Here is a 24,214-nt window from a genome sequence, read left to right on the forward strand (position 1 = left end):
ACGATGCTCGAAAAGATGGTCTAGAATGGAAGGAAAGTCTCTATTTGTGGATGATGTATGCGGAACCTGAACGACTACTACTTCTTTGTTCAAGTGGTGGAGCATGGTGGCTTTGCCCAGGCTGCGCGCCATACCGGCACGCCCAAATCAACGCTGGCCAAGCGCGTGGCGGCACTGGAGGCGGAGCTGGGCGTGCGGCTGATCCAGCGCACTTCGCGCCGCTTTACGGTGACGGAACTTGGCCAGGATTTTTATCGCCACGCATCGGCCATGCTGATCGAGGCCGACGCGGCGGAGGATGTGGTGAAAGGCCGCCTGGCGGAGCCGAGCGGCACGGTGCGTATTACGGCCTCGGTGCCCACGGCACAGACCATCCTGTCCAAGGTGCTGGCGCAGGTGGCGGTGGCGCACCCCAAGGTGTTTGTCTCGGTGCATGTCAGCGACCGTTTTGTCGATATTGTGCAGGAGGGCTTTGATATCGCGGTGCGCGACCATTTCGCGCCGCTGCCGGATTCTGGGCTGGTGCAGCGACGAGTAGGGAGCGAGCCTATCGTGCTGGTGGCGGCGCCGTCCTATCTGGCCGCGCGCGGCGAACCGCAATCCCCGCAAGACCTGGCGCAGCATGCGGGCCTGGTCAGCGTGATGGGCAGCGCGGCGTGGCAGCTCGAGGACGACGCTGGCGCCAGGGTGGAGGTGCTGCCGCAGGCGCGTATGCATGCCAACGAATCGTCAATGCTGGTGCAGGCGGCGCAGGCTGGTCTTGGCATTGCCTGCCTGCCATTGCGCATGTGCCGCGCGGCGTTGGACGCGGGGCTGGTGCGGCGCGTGCTGCCGGCCTGGCGGGCAGGTTCTGTCACGACCACGTTGCTTATGCCGCACCGGCGCGGCCAACTGCCATCGGTGCGGCTGGTGGCGGAGGCGATTTCTGCCGTTGGTGCTGCACAGTAGCGCGGGCGGTGAGCTTGTGGCGCCAGCGGATCACGCCGGTGACCAGCAGCAGCAAGGGCAGGAAGCCGCAGGCGAAGACGATCCAGCGTCCGGCCTGGCCGAAGGCTTCGCCGTTATGTAAAGGGTGCATCCAGTGGGTGAACTGCTGGGCCAGGCCGGCGTGGGCCGGGTCGCTGCTGCGCAGCAGGTTTCCGTTGCGCGGGTCGTGCCAGGCACGCGTCTGCGGAAAGCGCCGGCTTGGCTCGAAGGGCTGGTGCATGCGCAGCATGATCGGCGTGCCGCGCGCGCCCGAGGTTTCTATCCAGCGCAGGTCGGCCTGCGGGAAGGCCCGCTGCGCCTGGCGCACGGCTTCGTCCAGCGCTTGCGGCGCCGGCGGCGCAGCAGGCAGGGCGGGCGCGGTGGTTGCCGGCGTTGCGCCGAGCAGCACGCGGGTCTGGTCGGGGAAGGCGAGTGCGCTGCCGGTCAGCAGGAGTGCCAGCAGGAGCAGGAGGCCATAGACGCCGCCGGTACAGTGCAGGTCGTAGGCGCGCTTCACCGTGCCGGAGCGCGGCAGGATGCGCAGGCCGGACCACCAGCGTTGCGGGCTGGGCCACCACAGGTAGATGCCGGCCAGCAGGACTGCCACGTTGAGCAGGCCGATCATCCCCACCGCAGTGGCGCCGCCTTTGCCGAGCAAGAGGGTGAAGTGCAGGTTGTAGATCCACGTCAGCGGCGTGTCGCCCCAGAAGCGCGCTTCGCGCAGGGCCAGCGTGGACGGTTCAAGGCTGACCAGGAAGGGCGCGAAATGCTGGCCTTTGCGCTCCGGCGCGCCGTAGTAGCGCGCGTTGACCGGCGCTGCGGGCGACATGGGCAGTTCGATGCGCCATGGGCCGTCGTAGCGCGGGAAGTGCAGGCGCAGCGCGGCTTCAATTGCGCTCGCGCTGGCGGGGCGCGCGTCCTGCTGGACGACCGGGGCTGGCGCCAGCGACTGCTCGATATCTACGTAGAACACCAGGACGCTGCCGGTCAGCCCGAGCAGCACCAGCCAGCTGCCGAGCAGCAGTCCGCTCCACAAGTGGAAGGCTAGTGCCAGGCGGCGCAAGCGGCTGCTGCCCATGGCGTCAGAAGTGCGCCGTCACCATCAGGTGCACGCTGCGCGGATTGCCCGGCGCATGCAGCGCCTGAACGCCGTCGTGCCACACGTACTCGCTGTAACGGTTGGTGGCGTTGCGCAGTTGCAGTTCGACGTCGAAGTTCTGCTGCACGCACCAGGTGGCGGAGAGGTTGAGCAAAGCGTAGCTGCCATACTTGCCGGTCTTGTTGCTGCGCTCCAGGTAGTAGCTGCTTTGGCCGCTCACGGTGGCGGAGAAGCGCAGCATGTCGCTCGGCCGGTAGTCGGTGCCCAGGTTGTACAGCACGCGCGGTACGTGATCGATCTCGTTGCCCACCGTGGCGATGGCGGCGGCGTCGGCGTGCATGATGCGCGAGCGTTGCAGCGCGGCGCCGATCCACGCTCCCCACTCAGGCGTGGGCTGCAGGTTGAATTGCACGTCCAGGCCGCGGCGGCGGGTGGCGCCAATGTTTTCGGCGTCGTTGGCCGGGTCGTTCAGCTTGCGCCGGGTTTCGTTGGAGGCGTTCTGCTGCCATACGGCGATGCGGCCTTCCACCCAGTCCAGCGGGCGCAGTTTGACGCCAGTTTCCCAGCCCTGGTTGATGGATGGGGCCAGGTCCTGCGACTGGTTCACCTTGTAGGCGGCGGTGCCGACCCCGACCTGGAAGCTGCGGCCCCAGTTGCCGTAGGCGGAGTAGCCGGGCGCCAGCTTGTAGACGGCGCTGATCTTGGGCTGGCTGATCCAGCCGTAATCGTTCACGTCGTACACGCGGCCGTTGAGCAGGTTGGTGTACTGGCCGCTGACTTTGTCGACGCGCCAGGCCGGCGTGACGGTCAGGTCGGAACTTGGTTTGAGCACGGCTTGCGCGAAACCGCCGCTGGTGTTCAGGTCGAATTGCTGGTTGCGCGTTTGTGCGCTGCGCGCCTGGCGCACGGTGTTATAGCGTTCGCTGCGATTGTCCTGGCGCTCGCTATCCAGGCCGCCCACCAGGGTCAGGTCGCCCAGCGCGGTCTTGCCGGCGCGCCAGGTCAGGTTGGTGCTGGCGCCGGTGTGGCGTTCGGAGACGATGCGCTCTTGCTGCGACACGTTGGCGGAGAAGGTGACGTAGCGGCTGTCGTCGAGCCGGTTCTGGTAGGCCTGGGCGGTCCAGAACAGGCGGTTGGCCAGGGTGGTTTCCGCCTGCAGCGCCACTTGGGTCATGCGGCGCTGGTCGTGATCATAGGCGTTGTGCGCCGGGGACATGGATGGTTTGCGTTGCGCTTCGGCGCTGGTCAGGTAGCCTGCTTCGTCGGCGCTGGCTTCGTGGTGGCGTAGTACCAGGCCGTAGCGGCTGTTGCCCTGGTCCGGCGAGTAGAACCATTTGCCGGAGAAGCCTTTCTTGTCGGCCTGGGCATGGTCTCGGTAGCCGTCGGTTTCCTGCCATGTCAGGGCGTAGTTCTGCGACCAGCCGCCTGCTTCGCGGCCCAGTGCGGCCTGTGCGTCGCGCGTGTTCTTGCTGCCGGCGCCCAGGCGCGCGTTGCTGTAGTTGCCGCCGGATTTGGTGACGATATTGGCATTGCCGGCAATGTTGTGCATTCCATAGCGCGGGTCGTTGGTGCCGCGCACCACTTCCACCGAGCCGATATCCAGCAGCGGCGCCAGGTCGATATACGGCATATTGCCGTCGTTGCTATTGCTTGGTATGCCGTCCAGCAGCAGCTTGACGGCGTTGATCTCGCCTTCGCCGTTGAAGCCGCGCATGGAGAACTTGCCGGAGGTGGTGCCCTGGCCGAACTGGGTGAGCATCACCCCCGGCACCTGGCCGAACAGCTGCCAGTTGTGCGAGATGGCTTGCTGCGCGATTTGGTCCTCGCGCACCATGTCGACGGAAGTCATGACATTACGGGTCGCCAGCGGCCCCGTTGCATGGCCGACAATGATGACGCGGCCGACCGTCAGGGCGGGCATGTCGGCGTTGGCTGTCTCCTGCGCCAGGGTGGGCAGCGCGGGCAGCGAAAATGCGGCTGCGAGCGCGCAGGCGAGCGGGGAACGGCGGAGGAAGCTGTGAACGGGTCGCATGATCTCGTATATTCTTGATGACTCAGGCCGATCATAGGGGGGGAGGGCCGGTTTGATGCATGATCTGGATCAAAATGTCCCGGAATGGGAGAATAGCGCCCGCAATGAAAACCAATCCCCTGACTGAAATCTATCGCGACCAGTGGCTGCTGGTGGTGCACAAGCCGGCCGGCTTGCTGGTGCACCGCAGCCCGATCGACCCGCACGAAACGGAGTTCGCGCTGCAGTATGCGCGCGAGCTGAATGGCGGCGAGTACGTGTATGCCGTGCACCGGCTGGACCGGCCCACGTCCGGTTTGCTGGTGTTTGCGCGCGACTCGCAGACGGCCAGCGTGCTGGGTAAGGCCTTCATGGCGGGCGAGGTGCGCAAGCGCTACCTGGCCATGGTGCGCGGCTGGGCGCCGCAGGAAGGGGTGATCGACCACCCTCTGCGCGAGGAGCCGGAGGACCGGCGCTGCAAGGACGAGGAGGCGCCGGTGCGCGAGGCGCTGACCCGCTACCGCCGGCTGGCGACGACGGAGATCCCGGTGGCGCTGGAGGGCTATAGCAGCAGCCGTTACAGCCTGGTGGAGCTATTCCCGGAAACGGGCCGCCGCCACCAGCTGCGGCGCCATATGAAGCACATCAGCCACCCGATCATCGGCGATGCGAATCACGGGCGCGGGCGGCATAACCGCTACTTTGCCGAGCGCTTTGGTTTTGGCCGGCTGATGCTGGCGGCGGTCGGCATGTCGTTCAAACATCCGGAGACGGGCGAGCTGCTGGAGCTGGCCGTCGCGCCGGAAGCCAGCTTCCTGCAGGTGCTGTCAATCTTCCCCGCCGACAGTGGCATTCGCGATGCCGTAGGGGACGTGCCCGGTGGGGACGAACTCGCGCGCTGAGTCGCAGTGCACCGGCTGGTCGTCGAAGAAGATGTCGGCGCCAAAGGCCTTGAGGAAAACACCCTTCGGCATACCGCCCAGGAACAGGGCTTCGTCAATCCGGATATCCCATGCGCGCAAGGTGCGGATCACGCGTTCGTGCGCGGGCGCCGAGCGCGCGGTCACCAGGGCGGTGCGGATCGGCGAATCGTCCGGGCCGTAGGCGGCCTGGATGGCGTGCAGGGCGGCCAGGAAGTTCTTGAACGGGCCGCCAGGCATCGGGTCGCGCGCTGCTTCCTTTTCGTTGCGGGCAAAGGCGTCCAGGCCAAGCTGCTTGTAGATGCGCTCAGAGTCGTCGGAAAACAGCACGGCATCGCCGTCGAAGGCAATGCGCAGCTGGCCGCTGTCGTTCTCGCGGTGGGAGGGCAGGATGGTGGCGGCGGCGAGGCCATGGGCCAGCGATTCGCGCACATCGTCCGGATTGGTGGACAGGAACAGCTGCGCGCCGAACGCCGCCACATATCGGTGCGTGCTGGCGCCGGAGCAGAAGGCGGCGCGTTTGATATCCAGCTGGTAGTGCTCAATCGAGTTGAAGATGCGCAGGCCGGTGTCGGCGCTGTTGCGCGACAGGAGCACCACTTCCACCCCCTTGTTCAAAGCGAGCAGCTTTTTCACCAACGTGAAGGCGGGGCCGGGCTCCAGCACCACATGCTCGTTGGCGCGCTGGTGGGCGCAATACGCCTCCACGCCCTCGCTTTCGTAGATGGCGTGGCTCTCGTCCAGCTGGAACAGGGCGCGTGAAGAAATAGCGATAACGAGTTTCATGAATCCTCCTTAAGCAGCATTGTCGCAGGATGCTGCGACAAAATGTGTCGCAGCCCGTGCGACATGTTCCGTCGCAGCCGCAGTCAATACTTCGCTGGTTCGCAATGGGCCAGGGAGGCAAGGTTTGGTTGGAATGATTTCGGTAGCGGAGATCGCGGCGGCAATCGAGTTTGTGCGTGGCCTGCGGGTGGCGCACGGCGCCTTGCTGGCGTGCCCGGTGTCGCGCCTGCAGGTGCGCTTTCGCCTGGGCTACCAGCACGCCTGCAGGCTGGCGGCGGCGCTGGAGGCGCAAGGCTTCTGGGAAATCGTCGTGACGCCGAGCGGGCTGCGCGGCGCACGGCTGAAATAATTGCTACAATGAAACTTCAATAACTAAAGTTTAAGCTCGATGGCTTCCAAAGACTCCATGCTGCGCCAATGGAATATGCTGCGCCTGGTGCCGCGCGCGCCGCAGAGCATAACGGCAGCGGATATCACGGAGCGGCTGGCGCAAGCCGAGTTCCCGGTCGATAAACGCACGGTCGAACGCGACCTGAACGCGCTGGCCGGCCTGTTCCCGCTGCAGGTGGACGACTCCAGCAAGCCGTTCCGCTGGAGCTGGCAGCGCGCCGGCGCCGCCTTCAGCCTGCCCGGCATGAGCGTGCCGGAAGCGCTGACCCTGACCATGGTGGAGCAGCACCTGCGGCACCAGCTGCCGCCATCGACGCTGGATGCCCTGCAGCCGCACTTCTCCGCCGCCGCGCACACCCTGGCCGCCACCGACGACAAGGCGCACACCAAAGCCTGGCTGGGCAAGGTGCGCAGCATACCGGCCGCCCAGCCCTTGCTGCCGGCGGAGCTGGACGAGGGCTGCCAGCGCACGATTTACGACGCGCTGATGAAGGACTGCCAGCTCAAGCTGCATTACCTCAAGCGCGACGGCAGCACGCTAGCGGTCTACGAATCGGTGCATCCGCTGGCCATCGTGCAAAAGGGCGGCACGGTCTACCTGGTCTGCCTGTTCGCGGACTACGACGACGCGCGCACCATCGCGCTGCACCGTGTCAAGCAGGCCGAGATGCTGCACCTGCCGGCGCGCCGCAGCGAGGGCTTTGATATCGACGCCTTCATCGCCCAGGGCCAGTTCGGCATTGCCGCCGGCGGCGCCATCCGCCTGCAGGCCGTGTTCAAACGTGCCGCCGGCGAGCATCTGGCGGAAACGCCTCTCAGCAAGGATCAGGTGCTGTTCAACGAATCGCCCGAGACCGTGCGCCTGATCGCCACCGTGCCGCGCACCCGCGCCTTGTCGTGGTGGCTGCTGGGCTTCGGCGACGGCGTGGTGGTGCACGAACCGGCCGAACTGCGCGAGGAACTCAAGCAAACCGCGTTGCGCATGGCCGCAGCGTACGGTGGCGATGGCGGCAGCGCTTAACGGCGAATGCGTCGCCAGAGCTTGACGGCCCATTCGACGAATGCTGCCATGGGTTTGCGCAGGAAGGGAATGTCGTAGGACAGCAGGAGAAGGCCGATGATGATGTCTTCCACGCCCAATATCGGCAGGTAGGGCAGGAACAGCCCCACCGCGATCAGCAGCAGGGCGAGGGGAATGCGTACCCAGCGCGCCTTGTCGGAGCGCGCCCATTCAAGGAAGCGCCGGGCCTTGCCCGGCACCTCACGTTCCAGCTTGTCGACCGCATGGTCGAGCTTCTGTTTACCATCGGTAGCCATGGCCGTATGCTACAGCGCCCCGGTAATGGGGCGCGCGCGACTGGCCAGGCTGCTTACAGCTTGAAGGTCAGGCCGGCGTAGACCGAGCGGCCCATGCCTGCCACGCCGATCCCGTACGGCACGCCGTTCAGCGACATGGTCATGCCCTGGCCGACGTAGGCGCCACCCAAAGGCAAGTCGTAGCGGCGGTCGAACAGGTTCTCCACGCCGAAATCAAGCTGCACCTTCTTCCACGCATAGCTGGTGCGCAGGGCGGCCAGAGCGTAGCCGGCGGTACGGCGTTCGTTGTGCAGCTGCGAGGTGCGCTCCTTGTGCGACACGGCTTGCACTTCCAGTGTGCTGCTCATGGCGCCCAGGCGGTGGTTCAGCGCCAGGCGGGTATTGAGCGGCATCATGTTGTACAAGTTGTCGCCGGTGCTGCGGTTCTCGCCGTGCACATAGTTCACCAGCATGTCGCCGGACAGCGAACCGTAGGCGCCGTTCGCCAGCGCGGCGTGGCCGGCAATCTCGGCGCCGTACAGCGTGGCGTCCACGTTGGCGAAGCGCAGGTTGACGAAGACGTTCGGCTTGCAGGTCGTCAGGCAGCGCGCATCTATGTAGTCGTTCACGCGGGTGTAGTAAGGCGAAAAGGCGAGCGACCATTTTTCCTGCGCGGCGTCGTGCCATTCGATGCTGCCGGTGGCCATGTGCGCCACTTCCGGCCGCAACGACGGGTCGCCGACATAGCCGTTGCCGTCGCCGGCGATATTCACCATGGCCATTGCCATGCCGCCGGTGGACCAGGTGTAGCGCTCATACAGGTTGGGCGAGCGGGTCTTGCGGGCGTAGCCGAACTTGATGGTCGCTTCCGGCGAAGGCACATAGCGCGCCTGCGCGGTCAGGTCCAGGTTGTGGTCGTCGCGCTTGCGGTCGAGGGCATTGAAGGCGCTGGCGTCCTTGATGTAGCCGGCGTTATAGCCTTGCACCGTGCCGGTGTTGCTGGTGACCAGTTCGCCGCGCACGCCGAACTGGGTGAACCACTGCGGGTTCCAGCGGCGGTCCCATTCGGCGAAGCCGGCCAGGCGGTCGCGCTGGCCGTCGCGGATGTTCCAGAAGGTGTCGGGCGCCATGCCGCCGCCGGAAGGTTCCCACCAGTCGTCCAGGCGGTAGCGGCGGTAGTCGGCGCCGATGCGCAGGGTGTCGCGCTCGGACAGTTTGGTGGTGCCTTTGATGGAGAGGCCGGTGTTCTCGCCTTCGGTATCCATCGGCATGCCGGGGATGTTCTTCAACGCGCCGTACCAGAACTGCTTGTCCGGGCCAAAGTTCATGGCGTGGCGGGTGTGCTCGCGGTAGACGCGGCCTTCCAGCGTGCCCCAGTCGAAGCGCTCCAGGTAGCGCAGGTTGATTTGCTCACTGTCGTTGCGGGTCAGGTCCATGCGCTGGTTGGGGAAGCCCTGGTAGGGCATGCGCTGCAGGCCAAGCTTGAGTTCCAGCAGGCGCGATTCGGCGCGCATGGCCAGGGTCAGCGAGTGGTTGCGCGACTCGTAGGCGGAGGAGCCGACAGCACGGCCGTTGCCGTCCTCGTAATTGTCCGACTTGATCGATGCGCCGCGATAGCTGGCGGAGAAGGTCTCGCTGGCCACGGTGGCGGCCAGGCTGGCGTCGCGCACGTTGCCGTTGTCGCGGTAGACGAAAGTGGCTTGCCCTTCGTGCAGCAGGCCGCCGGCTTCGGCGAATTTCGGATCGGCGGAGCGCACGCGGATGGTGCCGCCGATGCTGTCGCCGCCCACGCTCACCGGCGTAATGCCTGGCAGGACCTGGATCGATTCAACTTGCGATGGCGCGATGTACGACAGCGCGGGATTCATATGGTTGGCGCAGGCCGAGACCAGGTCCATACCGTCGACCTGGATGCGCAGGCGGTCGTCGGACAGGCCGCGGATCGAGGGCAGGGCGGAGACGCCGCCGCCGCTGACCATGCTCACGCCGGGCACGGATTGCAGCAGGGCTGCGGTATCGCTGGGGAAGCCTTTTTTGCTGACGTCCACTTGCATGACGTCTGGATTGGAGCCGGTGATGACAACGGTAGGGAGGGTGGTTTGCGCGTAGCAGGGAAGGGCGGTAGCAACAGACATTGCAAGCAGGTGCTTGCGTAACTGCGGTTTCATTATTTTTCTCCGGTGTGACTTGATGTGCGCCGCGGGGGCGCGGCGCATTGGAATAAGAGCAGGTGTCACACAGCTGGAGGAGGCGCGCGCGCCTGTTGCGGCAGATGGGATTCGCCATCGTGGTTCGCCGCGATGATGGCGGTCCGAGGACCTGTGAGGTCATGCGGTGCGGGAGCGGAAGGCTTGCTGAAGCCCGGCGCCAGGGCCGGACCGCTGCAAAGCTGGCACTGGGCCAGGCAGTCCGCCATCCCATGTTCGTCCTGCGCGTCGTGGTGGTCGTGCTCGCTGCAGGCCGCGTGGTTCATCTGCGGCATGGCTGCTTGCGCTGCCGCGGCATAGCCTTGCAGTGCTACGTAGAGCAGCAACAGCAAGGTAATGAAGCGGCGAGTGAAGCGTTGCGAGACCATGTGGCTATCGTAGCGATGCCGGGAGCATCAATCCATGAACGAGGTCAAGGATTTGCGCGCATCTTGTCGATGACGGCGTTGGTGATCACGCCGGAATAGGCCACGCGCTGGCCCTGCGCGTCGTACCAGTAGCTGCGCGGTTTTTCGCCGCGCCAGCGCGGGTCGATCGCGTAGCGCAGGCGCTCCGGCGGCAGGGCGCCAAAGCTCCAGGCATCACCCATCATGTCGATGGACGAGAGGCGCTTTTTCACCATGCCGGCCAGGGCTGCATCGGCCAGCGGGTCGGTGGTGATGGTGACGATGTCAAAGCCCAGGCCGGGCTGGGCGGCGCGCGCCTTGGCCAGCACGTCCAGGCTGTGCTGGCAGAACTCGCAATCCATCGACCATACCAGCACCACGAAGGGTTTGCCTTTGTGGCTGGCGGCGATCTGCTCGGGGCTTTGCGGCTCAAACGGTTTCAATCCCCCGGCGCGGGCCATGCTGGTCGCAGCCAGTGCGGCGGCGGCCAGGGCCACGATGGAGAAGGTGCGCAGCAGGTCCATGCTTATTCCTCGATTTTGCGCACGACAAAGCCTTCATCGGCGGTGTGCCAGAGCAGCCAGGCGGCGCCGTCATGGCGCAGCAGGTGCGGGTGGTCGGAGTTGCCTTGCGTGGTGGCCAGCGTGCGCTCGCTCCAGGTGGCGCCGCCATCCTGCGATACCTTGGCGGTGATGCCGGTAGCCGTGCCGTCGAACTCCTTCCAGGCCACGAAGACGCGCTTGCCGATGGCAACGACCTCGCCGTATTCGGCTTGCGGTCCGCCCAGGCGCATCAGCTTTCCATTCCCCGAGTAGAACAAGCCGCCTTCGTCATTGGCGCCGGTGAACCAGACCTGGTGGCGCTGGCCGCTGCTGTCGAAAGCCAGCGCTGGGCCGCGGTGCGGACAGGCGTCGATCTTCCAGCCGTCATGGGTTGCGCGTTGGGCCGGCGCCGGGCGGCCGCTGGCGGGCAGGATGGCGGTGGCGTGGTCGCGGATGTTCGGTTCGAATACATGGCGCCACATGGCGTGCACGCGGCCTTGCTCGTCGATGGCGGTGGCGATGCGGCAGCATTCGCAGGTGTGGTCGGCCAGTTTGATGTCCTCGCCAAAGCTGGCCCCCTGGTCGCTGGAGACGGCGTAGTAGATGGCGATGCCGCGATAGGGGCGCTGCGCGGCCTGCGCCGCTTCCTTGTCGCGCTTGTCGAGCCAGGTGAGGAAGATGCGGCCTTGCGCATCCACCACGATATCGTCGAAGCGGTGGCCGATCTGCGCGCGGTCGCGCTGCACGGTGAACGGGGCGGAAAAGGTGTTGCCACCGTCAGTTGAACGCACGAAACGGATGTTGCCAGTGTGCGGTTTAGCGAGTGCTTGCGTGTAGCTGAGGTAGAACTGGCCTTGCGGCCCGAAAGCGATTTTCGGCCGCGCTTCCCCGCTCGCCTCCACCGCTTCCGGTTGCGGCAGCACGGCGCGCGGCGCGCTCCAGCTGCGGCCCTGGTCTTCACTGGCTTGCAGGAGGATATTGCCGTTTGCGACATGCGTCACCCAAAGCCGGCCCTGCGCGTCGAAGGCGCCCGAGCTGCCCAGCAAGGGACGCGGCGCCGCAGCCGGGGCGGCAGGAGCCGCAAATGTCGCGGCGGCAAGGATGGGGAGCAGGTAGGCTTTCATGCTGCGATGATCACCCAGCAGTGGCGCCCGGTTCCATGACTCAGATCAACTTCGCGGAGGGTGACACTTGGAGAGAATCCAACGCCCTTTCGCGCACTACAATGGAATGACCCAACCAAAGTGTTTTGTGCCCGCTGCGAAGCGGGCTTTTTTTTGGAACGGGCAAGGGCGATTTCTTCAGGGCGCTGCTTAGAAACGGTAGCTGCCGCGCAGGTAGAACTGGCGGCCCAGCGCGTCAGCATAGCGGCCGTCGTAGCCGGATTGGTTGCCGCCGCCGGCGGTGCGGATGGTGAATGGCGGCGCGCGGTCCAGCAGGTTGCGGATGCCGAACGTGAGCGACGCGGTGGCGTTCCAGTTGAGCTTGCTCTGCAAATCCAGTGTGGTGTACGAGGATACCCGGCGCCGCATGGCGACGAAGGAGCCGGCGCTGCCGTCGTCCTTCAACTCCACCACGGTGGCGGCACCGGCGCTGTACACCTGGTCGGTGTAGCCGGAGCGGTATTGCAGGGCGGCGGTGTGGGCCCAGCGTTCGCTGGTGGCCAGGGTGGCGGCCAGGCGCGAGATGACGCGGAAGGTGACGTTGGCGTAGGAGTTGAAGCGGCCAATGTTTTCTTCGATGCCGGCGTCCGGCGCTTCCTGTTCGGACTTGAGCATATAGGTGCCGCTCCAGTGCACGCCCAGTTTGCCGACGGCGGTCGGCAGCTTGAGCGTGTGGTCCCAGTCGACACCCTGGAAGCGCGAGCTGGCCAGGTTGAACGGGGTGAGCGCGGCGGCCAGCACGTTCAGCTTCTGGATCGGGTTGTAGTAGGTGCGGAACAGGGCGTCGTATTGGGCCGGGTTATCGAACACCACGTCTTCCGACAGGGTCTGGATCTGGTTGGTCAGGCGCACGTCCCACCAGTCCAGGCCAAGCGAGAGCTGGCTGACCGGTTCGAAGCGCAGGCCGATGGAGGATTGCTTCGATTGCTCCGGCTTCAGGCCAGCCTCGCCTTTGAATGGGTTGCCGCCGGTGAGCAGGGTGTATTCGGTGGAGCCGGGGAAGCACAGCGCAAAGCGCGGGTCGCTGCGGTTGGTGATGGGGCAGGTGTGGAAGCCGGAGGCGCCGCCGTCTTGCAACGGGTTGACGATGCTGGTCAGGTCGGCCACCTTGAAACCGGTGCCGTAGGAGGCGCGCAGCAGCAGCGATTCCAGCGGCCGGTAGCGCAGCGCGAGCTTGTAGGTGGCTTTGCTGGCGGCGTTGCCCTGGCTGCCGCTGTCGCTGTAGGCATTGGAGACGGCGCTATAGCTGTCGTAGCGCGCGGCGGCGGTCAGGTCGAGCTGTTTGGCCAGCGGCAGCAGCAGTTCGGCATAGCTGCCCCAGTTGCGGCGGTGCGCGTCCACCGGCTTGGAGCCGGGGGAGAAGCTCAGGTCCGGATCGTACTGGTAGGACTGGCGGCTGGCGTCGGCGCCAACGCCCAGCTGCGCGCTGCCGCCGGGCAGGGCGAATAGCGAGGTCGAACCGCGCGCGTTGAATACATCAAGCCGCGAGTCGGTGGCGCTGACTTGCTTGTGCAGGACGATGGGCGCCAGGATCGCCTCGCCTTTGCCTGCCGGGGCGAAGGGATCGTAGGCGCCGCTGTCCAACAGTGCCTGGAACTTGGCGTTGTCGACGTAGCCGCCGACCGCGCTGTCGCTGGCCTTGTTTTGCGAGTGGGTGTAGCTGACCGTGTAGTCCCACTTGGCCAGGCTGCCATCCAGTCCCAGCGTGAGGTGGCGCACGTCGGTGCGGAAGTCGTTGGTGCGGCCGCCGGCGTCGAGCAGGCGCACGTTCATGGAGGCGCCACTGACCTGGCCCGGGCTGATGCCAAGGCGCTCCAGGTAGGGCGCTACCGACTTGTTGTACATGATGCTGCCCACCGGTACGCTGTAGCCGTTCGCCAGCGGCGCGTACTGGGCGATGCTGTCGAAGCGCGCGCCGACCAGCTCCGCGAACAGTGTCGTGCGTTCGCCCAGCTTGACGTTGGCGGAGCCGAACAGGCTATCGCGCTTGTGCTCGGGCAGCGCCTGCACCAGGCTGGTGAAGTCGAACTGGCAGGCTTGCTCGACCAGGTACAGGCGCATGCCATTGCACTTGCCGGTGGCCAGGTAGTCGGGTGTGAAGACCACGGAGTTCGGCTGGCCCGCCGCATCCAGGTAGCGCACGGTGGCGCGGCCCGGCTGGGCGTTGGTGCTCAGGCGGTACAGGGCATAGCGCTTGCCGTCCTGGGTGAAGGGGATAACGCCGCTTTGGCTGAACTCGCGCTGGCTCACGTGCAGGGCGCGCTGCTCGTCGCGCGCGGCGGACAGCATCAGGTTGTAGCCGTCTTTATCGAAATCGCCCCAGCCTTTGGTGATGCTGATGTTGTGCGAGCGTCCGCCGCTGTCCTGCGGCCGGTTCAAGCCCGCCTCGATCACCAGCGCCTGCTGGTCTTTCTTGAGGATGAAGTTGACCACGCCGGCTATGGCGTCCGAGCCGTACAGGGTGCTGGCGCCGTCGGCCAGGATTTCCACCCGCTCCACGGCGGATAGCGGGATGCCGGCCAGGTTGACGGTGCTGCCCGAGGTGGCGGGCGCCATGCGGCGGCCATTCAGCAGCACCAGCGTATAGCCTTCGCCGATGCCGTGCAGCGATGCGGTCTGCACGCCGCTGCCGCCGCCGTTGACGGAGGATGATGCGGTGGTGAAGCCCTGCATGGCGGGCAGCATCGCCACCAGGTCGGCCACCGAGGTCACGCCGCTCTGGTCGATCTGCGCCCGCGTCAGGGTTTGCACGGGCAGCGCGCCTTCCGCTGCTATGCGCTTGATGCTGGAACCGGTGATGTGAACGCGCTGGATATCGTCTTGCGCGTGGGCCGCGTGGACCAGCATGCCCAGGCCAAGCGCTACGCTGCTGCTGAATAGATGCCGCATTGTGTCTCCCCTTTTTTGTGGTTTGGTGAGCAGGGAGATTAGTCTTCAAAGCCTTTCCCGAGGTATGAAGAAAACGCGGCGATGTATTGAGTTATCAGATATCTATGTCGGCTGCCGCACGGGCGCGGCGCGGAAAGCCAGCGCGCACAAGGTGACCAGGCCGATGGCGGCCAGCACCAGCCAGGGCAGGGCCGGCGTGCGCACGGCGCGGCTCCAGTCCAGCAGCCAGCCGCCCGCCGTGTAGCCGAACAAGCCGCCCAGCGCCAGGCCGAAGCGGCTCAGGCCCATATAGCTGGCGCGCGCCGAAGGCTGGGCGTAGCGCGACACCAGCGATTCGCGCGCCGGTTCGGCCACCAGCGAACCGGTATAGAACACGGCGACGCAGGCGAACATCGGCGCCAGGCCGCGCGTGACGGCCATGGCCAGCACGCCGCAGCACATGATGCCGATGCCGATCAGCAGGCGCGCCTCGAGCGACAGGTAGCGCTCGCCCAGGCGCGCCAGCGGGTAGAGCAGGACAAGGGCCAGCAGCGCATCCATCGCGTACATCCAGGCCACGGCGCGCGGCGTGCCTGCCAGCTCGGTCAGCGTGACCGGCACCAGCAGCATCAGCTGCACCGTCAGGATGTAGTAGCCGCTCAAGGTCAGCACCAGCAGCAGGTAAGGGCGGTCGCGCAGCGGCGTGCGCATGGCGGTCAGGGCCGAGGTGCCCGGCGTGGCGGCGCGGTAGGCGGGCAGCAGCAGATGGTTGGCCAGCGCGGCCAGCACGAACACCAGGCAGCCGCCCAGCGCCACCCAGCGGAAGTCCAGTCCCAGCAGCATGGTGCCGAGCAGGGCGCCCGATACGGCGGCCACGCTTTCCTGCATCATCAGCAGCGAGAAGAAGCGCGGGCGTTCGGCCGGGCGCGTGAGCTTGACCACCAGTGCCGCGCGCGCGGGATCGAACAGGGCGCCGCCCAGGCCGGACAGCACGCAGGACAAGAGCAGCCATGCGGGGTTGGCGGCGAAGGCCATCAGCGCGAAACCGAGCGCGCGCAGCAGCATGCCGGCAATGATCATCGGCTTGGCGCCGAAGCGGTCCGAGAGCGAGCCGCCGAACAGGCCCAGGCCTTGCTGCGACACCTGGCGCACGCCCAGCGCCAGGCCGACGGCGGCGGCGGCCCAACCGAGTTCGCCGACGAAATGCAGGCCGATGATGGGGAACACCAGGTAGAAGCCGGCCACCACCAGCATGTGGTCGAACATCAGGAACCGCTTGCCCAACCGCCTTGCCCGTGCTGCCGCCATGCCGCCCCCTCTTGAGTAGTGCTGACAGTTTAGGCAGGGTTAAGACATAATAGAAGCCGCTATCTCATGATATTTCGTATTGGATTTTGTTATGGCTATGAGCATCGACGACCTTTCCTTGCTGGTGGAAATCGTGGAATCGGGCAGTTTCAGCCTGGCCGCGGCGCACCGCCGCTGGTCGCAGCCGCAGGTCAGCCAGCGGGTGGCGGCGCTGGAAGATCAACTCGGCGTGCAGCTGTTCGCGCGCCACCGGCGCGGCGCCACGCCGACGCCGGCCTGCCTGACCTTCCTGCCGTCGGCGCAGCAGGCGCTGGGCGCGATCGCGGCGGGCAAACTGGCGGTGCAGGGCGCGCCCGCGCTGCCGCAGGTCACGCTGGCCTGCGTGCCCTCGCTGACGTCGCTGGTGTTCGGGCCCTTGCTGCTGGAACTGGCCGATGCCCCGCTGGAAGTGCGCTGCACCACCGACCACTCGCCCGTGATCATGGACCGGCTGCTGACTGGCAGCGCGCAACTGGGTTTCGTGTTGAAGTGCCCCGCCATCGCCGGCATCCAGCTGGAGCGGCTGCAGGTATCGCCGATTGTCGCCGTGGTGCGGCGCGGTCACCCGCTGACGCGGCGCAAACAGCTGAAACTGGCCGACGTGGCCAATGCGCGCCTGGCGCCGCAGTTCTGGGGCGAAGGGTGCGACGAGTTGATACGAATGCTGCGCCCGCACCGCCGCAGCGACAGCGCGATCCACGCCATCCAGCCCGCCAGCGCCGCCATCGAGCTGGCGCTGGAGCACGGGTTTTTGACCTTCATGCCGGAAATGGCGGCCGCGCGCCAGCTCGCTTTGGGCAACCTGGTCAAGCTGACGATCGCGGACTTGCCGCATTGGGAATGGGAAGCGATGGTGGCCTGGCGCAGCGGCAAGCGGCCGGATGCGGCCAAGCAGCGGGTCATTCAGGCGGTGCGCAAGATTCGGGGTCAGGTCTGACAATCGGACAAAAGCTGCCCAAGGGCAGCTTTTGTCCGATTGTCAGACCTGACCCCGAATCTTATTGGCGGCGCTGGTCAGGGTAGGCCAGCACGCGCAGGATGACGCTGCGCGGGACCTGTTTGCTTTGCATGTAAATCCAGGCGTTGGCGGCGCCCATTTGCGCCAGCAGTTCAATGCCCTTGTCGACCTGGATTGCCAGTTGCTGGTTGTAGCGTGTATCGCTCATGATGCCGCCCCCGAAAAATTATCCGATTATTATCGAACAATACTATCGGGGGAGCAACTGGTTTCTAGGAAGCCCATCAGCACTTCATTGACGGTGGCGGCGTGCGTGATCGGCGCCATGTGGCCGCCCGCAGTCAGGGCGAATTGCGCTTGCGGCAGGGCGGCGGCCAGGGTCTCGGCCACGCGGCGCGTGGAGGCGGGGCCTTTGGCGCCGGCCAGCACCAGGGCTGGCACGTCCAGTTGCGCCATGTCGGCAGTGGTGGCCGGTTCGCCCAGCAGGGCGACGAAGTCCAGCTTGACCTTGGCAATGCCGGCGGTGAAACGGGCGCGCTGCACGTCCGGCAGGCTGTCGAAGGCGCCGTCGCGGTTCCAGTAATCGATGAAGGTGCGGGTGGCGTCTTCCGCCGAGGCGGCGGCGCCGATGCGCGCGACCACGGCTTCGATTTCCTGGCGGCCGGCGTCTTGCGCCGACAGCAGGTGGAAGGCGACCGGCTCGAACACGGCCAGCGACAGCACGCGCTCGCGCATCTGGCGCGCCAGGCGCAGGGCGGTGGCGCCGCCGTAGGAGTGGCCGACCAGGTGGAAGGGTTCGCCGGCGTCGAGGTGCGAGGCGAGGGCGGCGGCCACCGCGTCGGCTTCATGGGCCAGGGTGTAGCCGGCGGCGGCGGCTTCCGTCGGGAAGGCGGACTTGCCATAGCCCAACAGATCAATCGCGATGAAGCGGTAATTGGACTCTTGTTCGGCCATCAGGGCAGCCCATTGGCTGCGTGAGCTGAGCGAGCTGTGCAACAGAACAACGGCGGGGCGCGGGTCTTGCGTAGGGTGCATCTTCATCTCTGACAAACCGATATCCAAAAGACAAGCCGGCTATTATACCGTGCCGCCAAGGTTCAACCGTTCGATGTCGAAATTCCTTACAGAAATCTGTCGGTTTACGGCGTTTCCCTTGACTAATAGATGTGGCGCAGAAATTGCTTCGCTATTTCCAGTGTCAATGGGAGGCTCAAAGTGATCATGGAACGCTCTGCTTTACCCGCGCTGTTGCTGACGTTGCTGCTCGGCTTGCTGATGCAGGGGATGCTTGCGGGCTTGCACTTCGCTTCGTCGCGCGCCGAATGGGTGTGCCGCACCTTCTACCTGGTGGCGTTGCTGTTGAATCTGCTGGCGGTGCGCCGCCTGAACCCGGCGACTTTGTCCGCCGCCGTGCTGCCGCTGGCGCCGATCGTGATGGCGGTGGCGCTCACTTATTTTGCGGCGAGCGATGCGCAAGCGCCAACCCAGCTGACCTTGCTCTTGCTGCCCATCGTGCATGGCGCGGCAGCCGGCTGCATGCTCTTGCTGCCGCAGGGGGATGACGAGGGCTAGGCTAGCGCGCGCTGGCAATTTTGTCGCGCAGCTCGAGTGCCTGGCGCGCCAGGCGCAGGGTTTCCACATCAATTTTCGGCGCCTCGCGCATCGGCGCCTTGCGGATCCAATGGCCGCGTCCTTGTTCGGATGGCGGCAGCACGAAGTATTCTTTTTCGGGCACGCTGCGCCGTACCGCCCCCATCGTGGTTTCGCAGGGACGGTCGCTCAACATGAGCACACCTTGCGCGTCGAAGCAGCGGTGCAGGGGCTGTTCCGCCTGGGCGGACGGGATGGCGGCGCACAGGGCGCAGATGGTGCCAACTGTGCCGATGGCGCGGGAAAGCGGGAATGGCGGCATGGCGCACCTCCTTCAAGTCGGTGCGGCCAGTGTGCGCGGCGGGCGGCTTACGGTCTGTGCGGCGTTTCACCATGGGCGCGCAGCAGCGCTTCCCAGGCGGGAATGGCGGCGCGCCAGAAGCGCTCGATGCTGTCGGCTTGCACCTGCAGGCCGAGGAAGCGGGCGGCCGGCAGCAGGGCGCTGCCGAGCAGGCTGGCGGCCGGCGCCCCGTTATCGAAAGCTTGCGCGCCGGTTTGTTTCGATAGTTTCTCGCCGTCGGCATTCAGCACCACCGGCACGTGCAGGTAGCGCGGCTGCGGCAAGCCAAGCAGCTGCTGCAAGAACAGCTGGCGCGGCGTGGAGTCCAGCAGGTCGGCGCCACGCACGATATCGGTGATGCCCTGCGCGCCGTCGTCCACCACCACCGCCAGCTGGTAGGCCCAGAAGCCGTCGGCGCGGCGCACCACGAAATCGCCCACTTCGGCGCTAATGTCCTGGCTTACCTCGCCGGCGAAACGGTCGTGGAAATGGATGATGCAATGCGGCTCTTGCGGCGTGCGCAGGCGCAGCGCGCGTGGCGTGCGGCCCGGCGCCAGGCCATCGCGGCAGGTGCCGGGGTAGACCAGGTTGGGCAGGCCGGCCTGGCCCAGGCGCAGCTGCGAGTCGGCGATCTCGCGCCGTGAGCAGGCGCAGGGATAGATGTTGTCGCCCAGCTGGCGCAGGGCCGCCTGGTACAAGTCCTCGCGTTGCGTTTGCCAGGTGACGTCGCCGTCCCATTGCATGCCGCAGCGCTGCAGCGAGGCCAGGATGTGCTGGTCCGCACCGGCCACGTTGCGGTCCTTGTCCACGTCCTCCACCCGCACCAGCCATTGGCCGCCATGCAACCTGGCGTCGAGGTAGCTGGCCATGGCCGCCACCAGGGAACCCAGGTGCAGCGGGCCAGTCGGGGAGGGCGCAAAGCGGCCGATGTAAGGCGAATTCTTCATACGGCGCGTAGCATATCATCCCGCATGCTGCGCTGCAGCTTGGCGCCTGCCGCAAATCCGATAGAATGCCCCGCGCGGCCATCAGCCGACCCTATGGACAAACAAAAGCCAAAGACATGAAAACTCTCACAAACTTCACCCTGGCCGCCAGCATTGCGCTGGCGCTGCCTGCCGTTGCCGCCAACAAGGCCGTGCAGCCGGTCGTGCAGGAAGCGCCTTTGCGCGCGCACCTGGCCTTCCTTTCCAGCGACCTGCTGGAAGGGCGCGGCACCGGCCAGCGCGGCGGCGACCTGACCGTCTCCTACCTGGAAAACCAGGCCATGGCCGTGGGCCTGAAGCCGGGCAACGGCAGCAGCTACCGCCAGCTGGTGAAGATCGCGGGCGTCAAGACCGACGCGGCGGCCTCGAACCTGCGCCTGGAAGCGAACGGCGCGGCGCTGCCGGCCAGCTTCGGCAAGGACTGGGTATATGCGCCGGGCGACGCCAAGGCGGCCCATAGCTTCAACGCGGACCTGGTGTTCGTGGGCTACGGCATCACCGCGTCGGAAGAGGGCTGGGACGATTACAAGGGCCAGGACGTGAAGGGCAAGGTCATCGTGATGATGGTGAACGACCCGATGCCGACGGCGGAAGCACCGAACCGTTTCGGCGGCAAGGCCCTGACTTACTACGGCCGCTGGACCTATAAGTTCGAGGAAGCCAAGCGCAAGGGCGCCATTGGCGCGCTGCTGATTCACACCGATGCTTCCGCCTCCTACGGCTACAGCGTGGTAAAAAATAGCTGGGACGGCGTGGAACGCTTCCAGCTGGCGCAAGGCACGCCGGGCACCGAGCTGCAAGGCTGGCTGACCAACGACGCGGCCGTGGCCCTGTTCAAGGCGTCCGGCCTGGACCTGGACCAGCTGCGCGCCGCCGCTGAACGCAAGGACTTCCAGCCGGTGGCGCTGAAAGCGAAGGTCGTGGGCGACATGAAGGCGGAAGTGCGCCTGGTGGACCAGTTCAACGTGGCCGGCGTGGTGCCGGGCACCGATCCGAAACTGAAGGACGAAGTGGTGATCTATACCGCGCACTGGGACCACCTGGGCAAGCAGGGCAGCAGCGGCGACACCATCTACAACGGCGCCGTCGACAACGCTTCCGGCACCGCCGCCTTGCTGGCCATGGCGCAGGAAGCGGTGAAGGCGCCCGCCAAGCGCAGCCAGATGTTCCTGTGGGTGGCGGCGGAAGAGCAGGGCCTGCTGGGCAGCGCGGCCTACGCCGAGGCGCCACTGTGGCCGCTGGCGAAAACCGCGGCCAACCTGAACCTCGATTCGCTGAACTGGATCGGCACCACGCGCGATATCGGTACCGCCGGCAGCGAGCGCACCGACCTGGGCAAGATGGCGGAAGCCACCGCCAAGGGCATGAAGATGGTGATCGCCAAGGAGAAGCCGGACCTGGCGGGCGGCTACTTCCGCTCCGACCACTTCAGCTTTGCCAAGGCGGGCGTGCCGGCGTTCTCGATCACTTCGGGCAGCGACTACCTGGGCGACAAGCAGAAGGCGGAGCAGATGCGCGCGGCTTACCGCAAGAGCTACCACCAGGTCAGCGATGAATACGATCCGGCCTGGAGCATGGCGGGCATGACGCAAATGGCGCAGTTCACCCTGAACCTGGGCCGCGCGGTGGCGGATGCGCCGAAGATGCCGGAGTGGAAGGCAGGCGAGGCCTTCGGCAAGGCGCGCGCCAAGTAAAGCAGCTTACGCGGCGGCGCCCAGCCGCCGCGTTGCCGCGCTGCGGCGTTCTTCATTCTTCATGGTTTCGCGCATGGTCAGCTGCACGAAATCCAGGTGCTGGTGCGCGGCGCGCACCGCCACTTCCATGCGCCGTTCGCGCACCGCTTCCCAGATGGTGCGGTGCTGTTCGCGCAACTGCGCCCACAGGTCCGGGCGTTCGTTCAGGTAGGCCAGGTTGCTCTCCACATGCCCCTGCATCACCTTGTGCAGGCTGGAACTCAGGTGCCCGATCAGCACATTGTGCGACGCTTCGGCAATCGCCTGGTGGAAGGCGACGTCGGTTTCGATGCACTTTTCCATGTCCTGCCCTTGAAACGCCTGCTCCAGCGCCTCGTAGCAGCTGCGGATGCGTTCGAAGTCTTCGTCCGTGGCGCGTTCGGCCGCGAGTTGCGCAGCCTGGCCTTCCAGCATGTGGCGGAACTCCAGCATGTCGCCGTGGATGTCGGGATGGTCTTTCAGCATCTGCTGCCACGGGTCGGTGAAGGCGGCCTGCATCGAGTCGGTGACGAAGGTGCCGCCGCCATGGCGCGTGACCAGCAAGCCTTTCGCCACCAGCGACTGCAGCGCGCCGCGCAGCGAGGGGCGCGAGACGCCCAGTTCTATCGCCAGTTCGCGTTCCGCCGGCAGGCGGTCGCCAGGTTTCAGCGATCCTTCGAGGATGCGGGTTTCAAGCTCGGTGGCGACGACATCGGACAGGCGCGGTGCGGAGGGCATCTTGGCATTGGGATAGTGGTAAGACCGCGCGATGCTACCATAATTGACCTGCGCGCGCGCCGTGGTCTATATTGCAACGCATGGTGAAAATTATGTTCCTGTCGCTTGCCGTTGCCGCCAGCGCCAACAGCATTGGCTACCCGTCCGTCGCGGCGGCGCTGGACGCATTGAAAGCGCGCCCGGGTGTCGCCGTCACGGTGCAGGAGGGCTGGACGATCGCCGACGACAAAGCCAATGGCACCCTGTGGTCCTTCGCGCCGGAGTGGCATCCGGCTTATCCGGCTGTGGTGCGGCGCACCGTGGTCAATGCGGATGGCCAGCCGCTCATCAAGATGAATACCCTATGCCAGGGCGCCCGCGAGGCGTGCGATGCGCTGGCCGATGAGTTCCGGCGCGTGAACGCGGCCCTGCAGGAGGCGCTCACTGCGCCCAAGCCTTCCGCCGCGACGCCGTGGAAGCCCAGTGCTTCGCAAAAGGCGCGGGTGGAGGAGTTGAGCAAGGCCTATTTCGCCGATAAGGATGCGCAGCGCTACCGCGAGGCGTGGCTGCGCCTGGGGCCAGCGGCGCGCCAGGATGCCAGCTTTGAGGCGTGGCGCAGCCGCGCGGCTGGTGCGGCGGCGAAGGCGGGGCCGGTGCAGCAGCGCGAGCTGAAAAAAGTGACCATTTACCGCAGTTCCCAAAGCGGTGCGCCGGCGACTTATGCGGCAGTGGATTTCACGGGCCGTTTCGCCAATGCGGATACCTATTGCGGCTATCTGGTGTGGAGCGAACAGGCGGACGGCAGTTTCCTCCTGGTGCGGGAGGAGGAGAACTATATCTACAAGGCGACCGATGCGCAGTTGACGCCCGAGCAGCGCAGCAAGATGCGCGGCGTCTATCGCTGCGTGGAGTGAGTTTGCCGTTCGGCGCGCGCCTGGCCCAGGCGCGGGCCCTACACCAGCCCTTTTCCCCCATGATTGGCAAGCTCGGACGGGGTGGTGCCGAACCAGCGCTTGCAGGCCCGGTAGAAGGCGCTTGGTTCAGAAAAGCCCAGCTGGAAGCTGAGCATCTTCAAAGACAGCTCGCCCGCCTCGAGCGACTGCCGCGCCAACGCCCGGCGCGTCTCGTCCACCAGGGCGGAGAAGCTGGTGCCTTCTTCCGCCAGGCGCCGCTGCAAGGTGCGCTCGCTCATCGCCATCAAAGCCGCCACGTGCTCGCGATGCGGCGGCCCTTTGGGCAGCAGGGACGCCAGGATCTCCTGTACGCGCGCAGTAAAGGCCGGCGGATGCGCCTCCGCCAGCTGCGCCAGCACCGGCGCGCCGCCCGTCGGCCCGGCCTGCGGCATGCCGCCATTGGGCAGTGCCGCCACCATGTCGGCGTCGGAAAACTCCATCACATTGTGCGGCCGGTTGAAATGCACCGGACAGCCGAAGGTGCTGTGGAAGAAGTCCGCATTGGCCGGTTCGGGAAAGGCATACTCCACCGCCACCGGCACCGCATCGTCGCGCCCTGAGGCGCAGCGCAACGTGCGCAGCAACACGCACCACACAAAGTCGTAGCGCTGGCGCGGCACGCTGCGGTGCAAGCCAGGCAGCAGGATGCCGACCCGCGTATGGCCGTGGCAGCGCTCAATGGTGCTTTGCACGGTGGGCGACAGCAGCATGATGTGCCCCATCACGCCCAGCCAGCCAAGCCGGTGCGGGGTGGAGACCTTGAGGCCGATCAGCGGGTCGCCCGAATGCTCGGCCAGCAGCTCCCACAAATGGCTTAACTTGTCCGACAAGGTCAGCGCGTCGCAGGCCAGGCCGTCGCCTTCATCCAGGCCGGCCTGCGCAAACAGTTCCTCCGCCTGTACGCCGGAATGCGATAAGCGCGACTTCACGCCGCGTACCAGGTGAAGAGCCGAAGAGTAGCTCATGGCCCAGGCGTG

Annotated in this window: 24 protein-coding genes; 8 read left to right on the forward strand and 16 right to left on the reverse strand. The window is 66.1% G+C overall.

The genetic code is table 11. The annotated features are described in order from the left end of the window. Positions 1 to 57: 57 nt before the first annotated feature. Positions 58 to 948, forward strand: coding sequence for a LysR substrate-binding domain-containing protein (locus tag GTP41_RS05570; protein ID WP_161024572.1), 891 nt, complete (start codon positions 58 to 60; stop codon positions 946 to 948). Here the strand turns inward: GTP41_RS05570 and GTP41_RS05575 are convergent. Together GTP41_RS05575 and GTP41_RS05580 are read right to left on the reverse strand one after the other, a co-directional pair. Next, entirely contained in the window at positions 869 to 2,044 is a 1,176-nt protein-coding gene (locus tag GTP41_RS05575; RefSeq protein ID WP_161024573.1) for a PepSY-associated TM helix domain-containing protein, read from the reverse strand. The genes GTP41_RS05570 and GTP41_RS05575 overlap by 80 nt on opposite strands. A gap of 4 nt (positions 2,045 to 2,048) precedes the next feature. Next, positions 2,049 to 4,097 carry a TonB-dependent receptor gene (locus tag GTP41_RS05580; RefSeq protein ID WP_161024574.1) on the reverse strand — a complete coding sequence of 683 codons (2,049 nt, stop codon included), beginning with the start codon at positions 4,095 to 4,097 and terminating at the stop codon, positions 2,049 to 2,051. A 104-nt stretch (positions 4,098 to 4,201) separates the two neighbouring features. Between GTP41_RS05580 and GTP41_RS05585 the strand changes: the two genes are divergently transcribed. Then, positions 4,202 to 4,978: a pseudouridine synthase gene (locus GTP41_RS05585; protein WP_161024575.1), complete on the forward strand. Its 777-nt coding sequence runs from the start codon at positions 4,202 to 4,204 to the stop codon at positions 4,976 to 4,978. Here GTP41_RS05585 and GTP41_RS05590 read toward each other — a convergent pair. Next, on the reverse strand, positions 4,904 to 5,782 hold the full coding sequence (locus GTP41_RS05590; protein ID WP_161024576.1) for a 5'-nucleotidase: 879 nt from the start codon (positions 5,780 to 5,782) through the stop codon (positions 4,904 to 4,906). The genes GTP41_RS05585 and GTP41_RS05590 overlap by 75 nt on opposite strands. 133 nt (positions 5,783 to 5,915) lie before the next feature. Between GTP41_RS05590 and GTP41_RS05595 the strand changes: the two genes are divergently transcribed. Together GTP41_RS05595 and GTP41_RS05600 are read left to right on the forward strand one after the other, a co-directional pair. After that, positions 5,916 to 6,131 (forward strand): hypothetical protein, encoded by a 216-nt coding sequence (locus GTP41_RS05595; protein ID WP_161024577.1) that lies wholly within the window; start codon positions 5,916 to 5,918, stop codon positions 6,129 to 6,131. 39 nt (positions 6,132 to 6,170) lie between these two features. Continuing rightward, the gene (locus tag GTP41_RS05600) at positions 6,171 to 7,193 is read left to right on the forward strand and encodes a helix-turn-helix transcriptional regulator (protein ID WP_161024578.1); all 1,023 of its coding nucleotides are present in this window, start codon (positions 6,171 to 6,173) and stop codon (positions 7,191 to 7,193) included. On the opposite strand, the gene GTP41_RS05605 is transcribed toward GTP41_RS05600, so the two are convergent. From GTP41_RS05605 to mdtH, 7 genes are all read right to left on the reverse strand, one after another. Further along, positions 7,190 to 7,489, reverse strand: coding sequence for a hypothetical protein (locus GTP41_RS05605; protein ID WP_161024579.1), 300 nt, complete (start codon positions 7,487 to 7,489; stop codon positions 7,190 to 7,192). The genes GTP41_RS05600 and GTP41_RS05605 overlap by 4 nt on opposite strands. 53 nt (positions 7,490 to 7,542) lie before the next feature. Next, complete coding sequence (locus GTP41_RS05610; RefSeq protein ID WP_161024580.1) at positions 7,543 to 9,636, reverse strand: TonB-dependent receptor plug domain-containing protein; 2,094 nt, start codon at positions 9,634 to 9,636, stop codon at positions 7,543 to 7,545. 65 nt (positions 9,637 to 9,701) lie between these two features. Continuing rightward, a complete protein-coding gene (locus GTP41_RS05615; protein ID WP_161024581.1) occupies positions 9,702 to 10,043 on the reverse strand; it encodes a DUF2946 family protein in 342 nt (113 codons plus the stop codon). 44 nt (positions 10,044 to 10,087) lie between these two features. After that, positions 10,088 to 10,585, reverse strand: coding sequence for a thioredoxin domain-containing protein (locus tag GTP41_RS05620; RefSeq protein ID WP_161024582.1), 498 nt, complete (start codon positions 10,583 to 10,585; stop codon positions 10,088 to 10,090). 2 nt (positions 10,586 to 10,587) lie between these two features. After that, entirely contained in the window at positions 10,588 to 11,727 is a 1,140-nt protein-coding gene (locus GTP41_RS05625) for a sialidase/neuraminidase family protein (protein WP_161024583.1), read from the reverse strand. Positions 11,728 to 11,916: 189 nt separating this feature from the next. Then, on the reverse strand, positions 11,917 to 14,655 hold the full coding sequence (locus tag GTP41_RS05630) for a TonB-dependent receptor (protein WP_161024584.1): 2,739 nt from the start codon (positions 14,653 to 14,655) through the stop codon (positions 11,917 to 11,919). Positions 14,656 to 14,757: 102 nt separating this feature from the next. After that, positions 14,758 to 15,942 carry a multidrug efflux MFS transporter MdtH gene (gene mdtH / locus GTP41_RS05635; RefSeq protein ID WP_161024585.1) on the reverse strand — a complete coding sequence of 395 codons (1,185 nt, stop codon included), beginning with the start codon at positions 15,940 to 15,942 and terminating at the stop codon, positions 14,758 to 14,760. Positions 15,943 to 16,033: 91 nt separating this feature from the next. Here mdtH and GTP41_RS05640 point away from each other — a divergent pair, with 91 nt between their 5' ends. After that, positions 16,034 to 16,918 carry a LysR family transcriptional regulator gene (locus tag GTP41_RS05640; RefSeq protein ID WP_161024586.1) on the forward strand — a complete coding sequence of 295 codons (885 nt, stop codon included), beginning with the start codon at positions 16,034 to 16,036 and terminating at the stop codon, positions 16,916 to 16,918. Between the two features lie 61 nt (positions 16,919 to 16,979). Here GTP41_RS05640 and GTP41_RS05645 read toward each other — a convergent pair whose 3' ends face one another. Both GTP41_RS05645 and GTP41_RS05650 read right to left on the reverse strand, forming a co-directional pair. Next, positions 16,980 to 17,147 (reverse strand): hypothetical protein, encoded by a 168-nt coding sequence (locus GTP41_RS05645; RefSeq protein ID WP_161024587.1) that lies wholly within the window; start codon positions 17,145 to 17,147, stop codon positions 16,980 to 16,982. A 29-nt stretch (positions 17,148 to 17,176) separates the two neighbouring features. Then, a complete protein-coding gene (locus GTP41_RS05650; protein WP_202419633.1) occupies positions 17,177 to 17,974 on the reverse strand; it encodes an alpha/beta fold hydrolase in 798 nt (265 codons plus the stop codon). Between the two features lie 186 nt (positions 17,975 to 18,160). Between GTP41_RS05650 and GTP41_RS05655 the strand changes: the two genes are divergently transcribed. Continuing rightward, a complete protein-coding gene (locus GTP41_RS05655) occupies positions 18,161 to 18,511 on the forward strand; it encodes a hypothetical protein (RefSeq protein WP_161024589.1) in 351 nt (116 codons plus the stop codon). A gap of 1 nt (position 18,512) precedes the next feature. Here GTP41_RS05655 and GTP41_RS05660 read toward each other — a convergent pair whose 3' ends face one another. After that, positions 18,513 to 18,851 (reverse strand): hypothetical protein, encoded by a 339-nt coding sequence (locus GTP41_RS05660; RefSeq protein ID WP_161024590.1) that lies wholly within the window; start codon positions 18,849 to 18,851, stop codon positions 18,513 to 18,515. Between the two features lie 47 nt (positions 18,852 to 18,898). After that, positions 18,899 to 19,816: a tRNA glutamyl-Q(34) synthetase GluQRS gene (gluQRS, locus tag GTP41_RS05665; protein WP_161024591.1), complete on the reverse strand. Its 918-nt coding sequence runs from the start codon at positions 19,814 to 19,816 to the stop codon at positions 18,899 to 18,901. A gap of 116 nt (positions 19,817 to 19,932) precedes the next feature. Here gluQRS and GTP41_RS05670 point away from each other — a divergent pair, with 116 nt between their 5' ends. Continuing rightward, a complete protein-coding gene (locus GTP41_RS05670) occupies positions 19,933 to 21,549 on the forward strand; it encodes a M28 family peptidase (RefSeq protein ID WP_161024592.1) in 1,617 nt (538 codons plus the stop codon). A 6-nt stretch (positions 21,550 to 21,555) separates the two neighbouring features. Here GTP41_RS05670 and GTP41_RS05675 read toward each other — a convergent pair whose 3' ends face one another. Further along, complete coding sequence (locus GTP41_RS05675; protein WP_161024593.1) at positions 21,556 to 22,305, reverse strand: FCD domain-containing protein; 750 nt, start codon at positions 22,303 to 22,305, stop codon at positions 21,556 to 21,558. 92 nt (positions 22,306 to 22,397) lie between these two features. On the opposite strand from GTP41_RS05675, the gene GTP41_RS05680 reads away from it, so the two are divergent. Beyond that, positions 22,398 to 23,198 carry a DUF4019 domain-containing protein gene (locus tag GTP41_RS05680; RefSeq protein ID WP_161024594.1) on the forward strand — a complete coding sequence of 267 codons (801 nt, stop codon included), beginning with the start codon at positions 22,398 to 22,400 and terminating at the stop codon, positions 23,196 to 23,198. 38 nt (positions 23,199 to 23,236) lie between these two features. Here GTP41_RS05680 and GTP41_RS05685 read toward each other — a convergent pair whose 3' ends face one another. Beyond that, positions 23,237 to 24,202, reverse strand: coding sequence for an AraC family transcriptional regulator (locus GTP41_RS05685; RefSeq protein WP_161024595.1), 966 nt, complete (start codon positions 24,200 to 24,202; stop codon positions 23,237 to 23,239). Positions 24,203 to 24,214: the final 12 nt, after the last annotated feature.

Source organism: Pseudoduganella guangdongensis (genome assembly GCF_009857475.1).
GTDB lineage: Bacteria > Pseudomonadota > Gammaproteobacteria > Burkholderiales > Burkholderiaceae_D > Rugamonas > Rugamonas guangdongensis.

Coding starts and splice junctions, on each gene's coding strand:
- GTP41_RS05585 (WP_161024575.1), top strand. CDS start 4,202: ATGAAAACCAATCCCCTGACTGAAATCTATCGCGACCAGTGGCTGCTG.
- GTP41_RS05655 (WP_161024589.1), top strand. CDS start 18,161: ATGGAACGCTCTGCTTTACCCGCGCTGTTGCTGACGTTGCTGCTCGGC.
- gluQRS (WP_161024591.1), bottom strand. CDS start 19,816: ATGAAGAATTCGCCTTACATCGGCCGCTTTGCGCCCTCCCCGACTGGC.
- GTP41_RS05630 (WP_161024584.1), bottom strand. CDS start 14,655: ATGCGGCATCTATTCAGCAGCAGCGTAGCGCTTGGCCTGGGCATGCTG.
- GTP41_RS05625 (WP_161024583.1), bottom strand. CDS start 11,727: ATGAAAGCCTACCTGCTCCCCATCCTTGCCGCCGCGACATTTGCGGCT.
- GTP41_RS05650 (WP_202419633.1), bottom strand. CDS start 17,974: ATGCACCCTACGCAAGACCCGCGCCCCGCCGTTGTTCTGTTGCACAGC.
- GTP41_RS05595 (WP_161024577.1), top strand. CDS start 5,916: ATGATTTCGGTAGCGGAGATCGCGGCGGCAATCGAGTTTGTGCGTGGC.
- GTP41_RS05600 (WP_161024578.1), top strand. CDS start 6,171: ATGGCTTCCAAAGACTCCATGCTGCGCCAATGGAATATGCTGCGCCTG.
- GTP41_RS05680 (WP_161024594.1), top strand. CDS start 22,398: ATGTTCCTGTCGCTTGCCGTTGCCGCCAGCGCCAACAGCATTGGCTAC.
- GTP41_RS05575 (WP_161024573.1), bottom strand. CDS start 2,044: ATGGGCAGCAGCCGCTTGCGCCGCCTGGCACTAGCCTTCCACTTGTGG.
- GTP41_RS05685 (WP_161024595.1), bottom strand. CDS start 24,202: ATGAGCTACTCTTCGGCTCTTCACCTGGTACGCGGCGTGAAGTCGCGC.
- GTP41_RS05580 (WP_161024574.1), bottom strand. CDS start 4,097: ATGCGACCCGTTCACAGCTTCCTCCGCCGTTCCCCGCTCGCCTGCGCG.
- GTP41_RS05570 (WP_161024572.1), top strand. CDS start 58: ATGCGGAACCTGAACGACTACTACTTCTTTGTTCAAGTGGTGGAGCAT.
- GTP41_RS05610 (WP_161024580.1), bottom strand. CDS start 9,636: ATGAAACCGCAGTTACGCAAGCACCTGCTTGCAATGTCTGTTGCTACC.
- GTP41_RS05660 (WP_161024590.1), bottom strand. CDS start 18,851: ATGCCGCCATTCCCGCTTTCCCGCGCCATCGGCACAGTTGGCACCATC.
- GTP41_RS05590 (WP_161024576.1), bottom strand. CDS start 5,782: ATGAAACTCGTTATCGCTATTTCTTCACGCGCCCTGTTCCAGCTGGAC.
- GTP41_RS05675 (WP_161024593.1), bottom strand. CDS start 22,305: ATGCCCTCCGCACCGCGCCTGTCCGATGTCGTCGCCACCGAGCTTGAA.
- GTP41_RS05605 (WP_161024579.1), bottom strand. CDS start 7,489: ATGGCTACCGATGGTAAACAGAAGCTCGACCATGCGGTCGACAAGCTG.
- GTP41_RS05640 (WP_161024586.1), top strand. CDS start 16,034: ATGGCTATGAGCATCGACGACCTTTCCTTGCTGGTGGAAATCGTGGAA.
- GTP41_RS05670 (WP_161024592.1), top strand. CDS start 19,933: ATGAAAACTCTCACAAACTTCACCCTGGCCGCCAGCATTGCGCTGGCG.
- GTP41_RS05615 (WP_161024581.1), bottom strand. CDS start 10,043: ATGGTCTCGCAACGCTTCACTCGCCGCTTCATTACCTTGCTGTTGCTG.
- GTP41_RS05620 (WP_161024582.1), bottom strand. CDS start 10,585: ATGGACCTGCTGCGCACCTTCTCCATCGTGGCCCTGGCCGCCGCCGCA.
- GTP41_RS05645 (WP_161024587.1), bottom strand. CDS start 17,147: ATGAGCGATACACGCTACAACCAGCAACTGGCAATCCAGGTCGACAAG.
- mdtH (WP_161024585.1), bottom strand. CDS start 15,942: ATGGCGGCAGCACGGGCAAGGCGGTTGGGCAAGCGGTTCCTGATGTTC.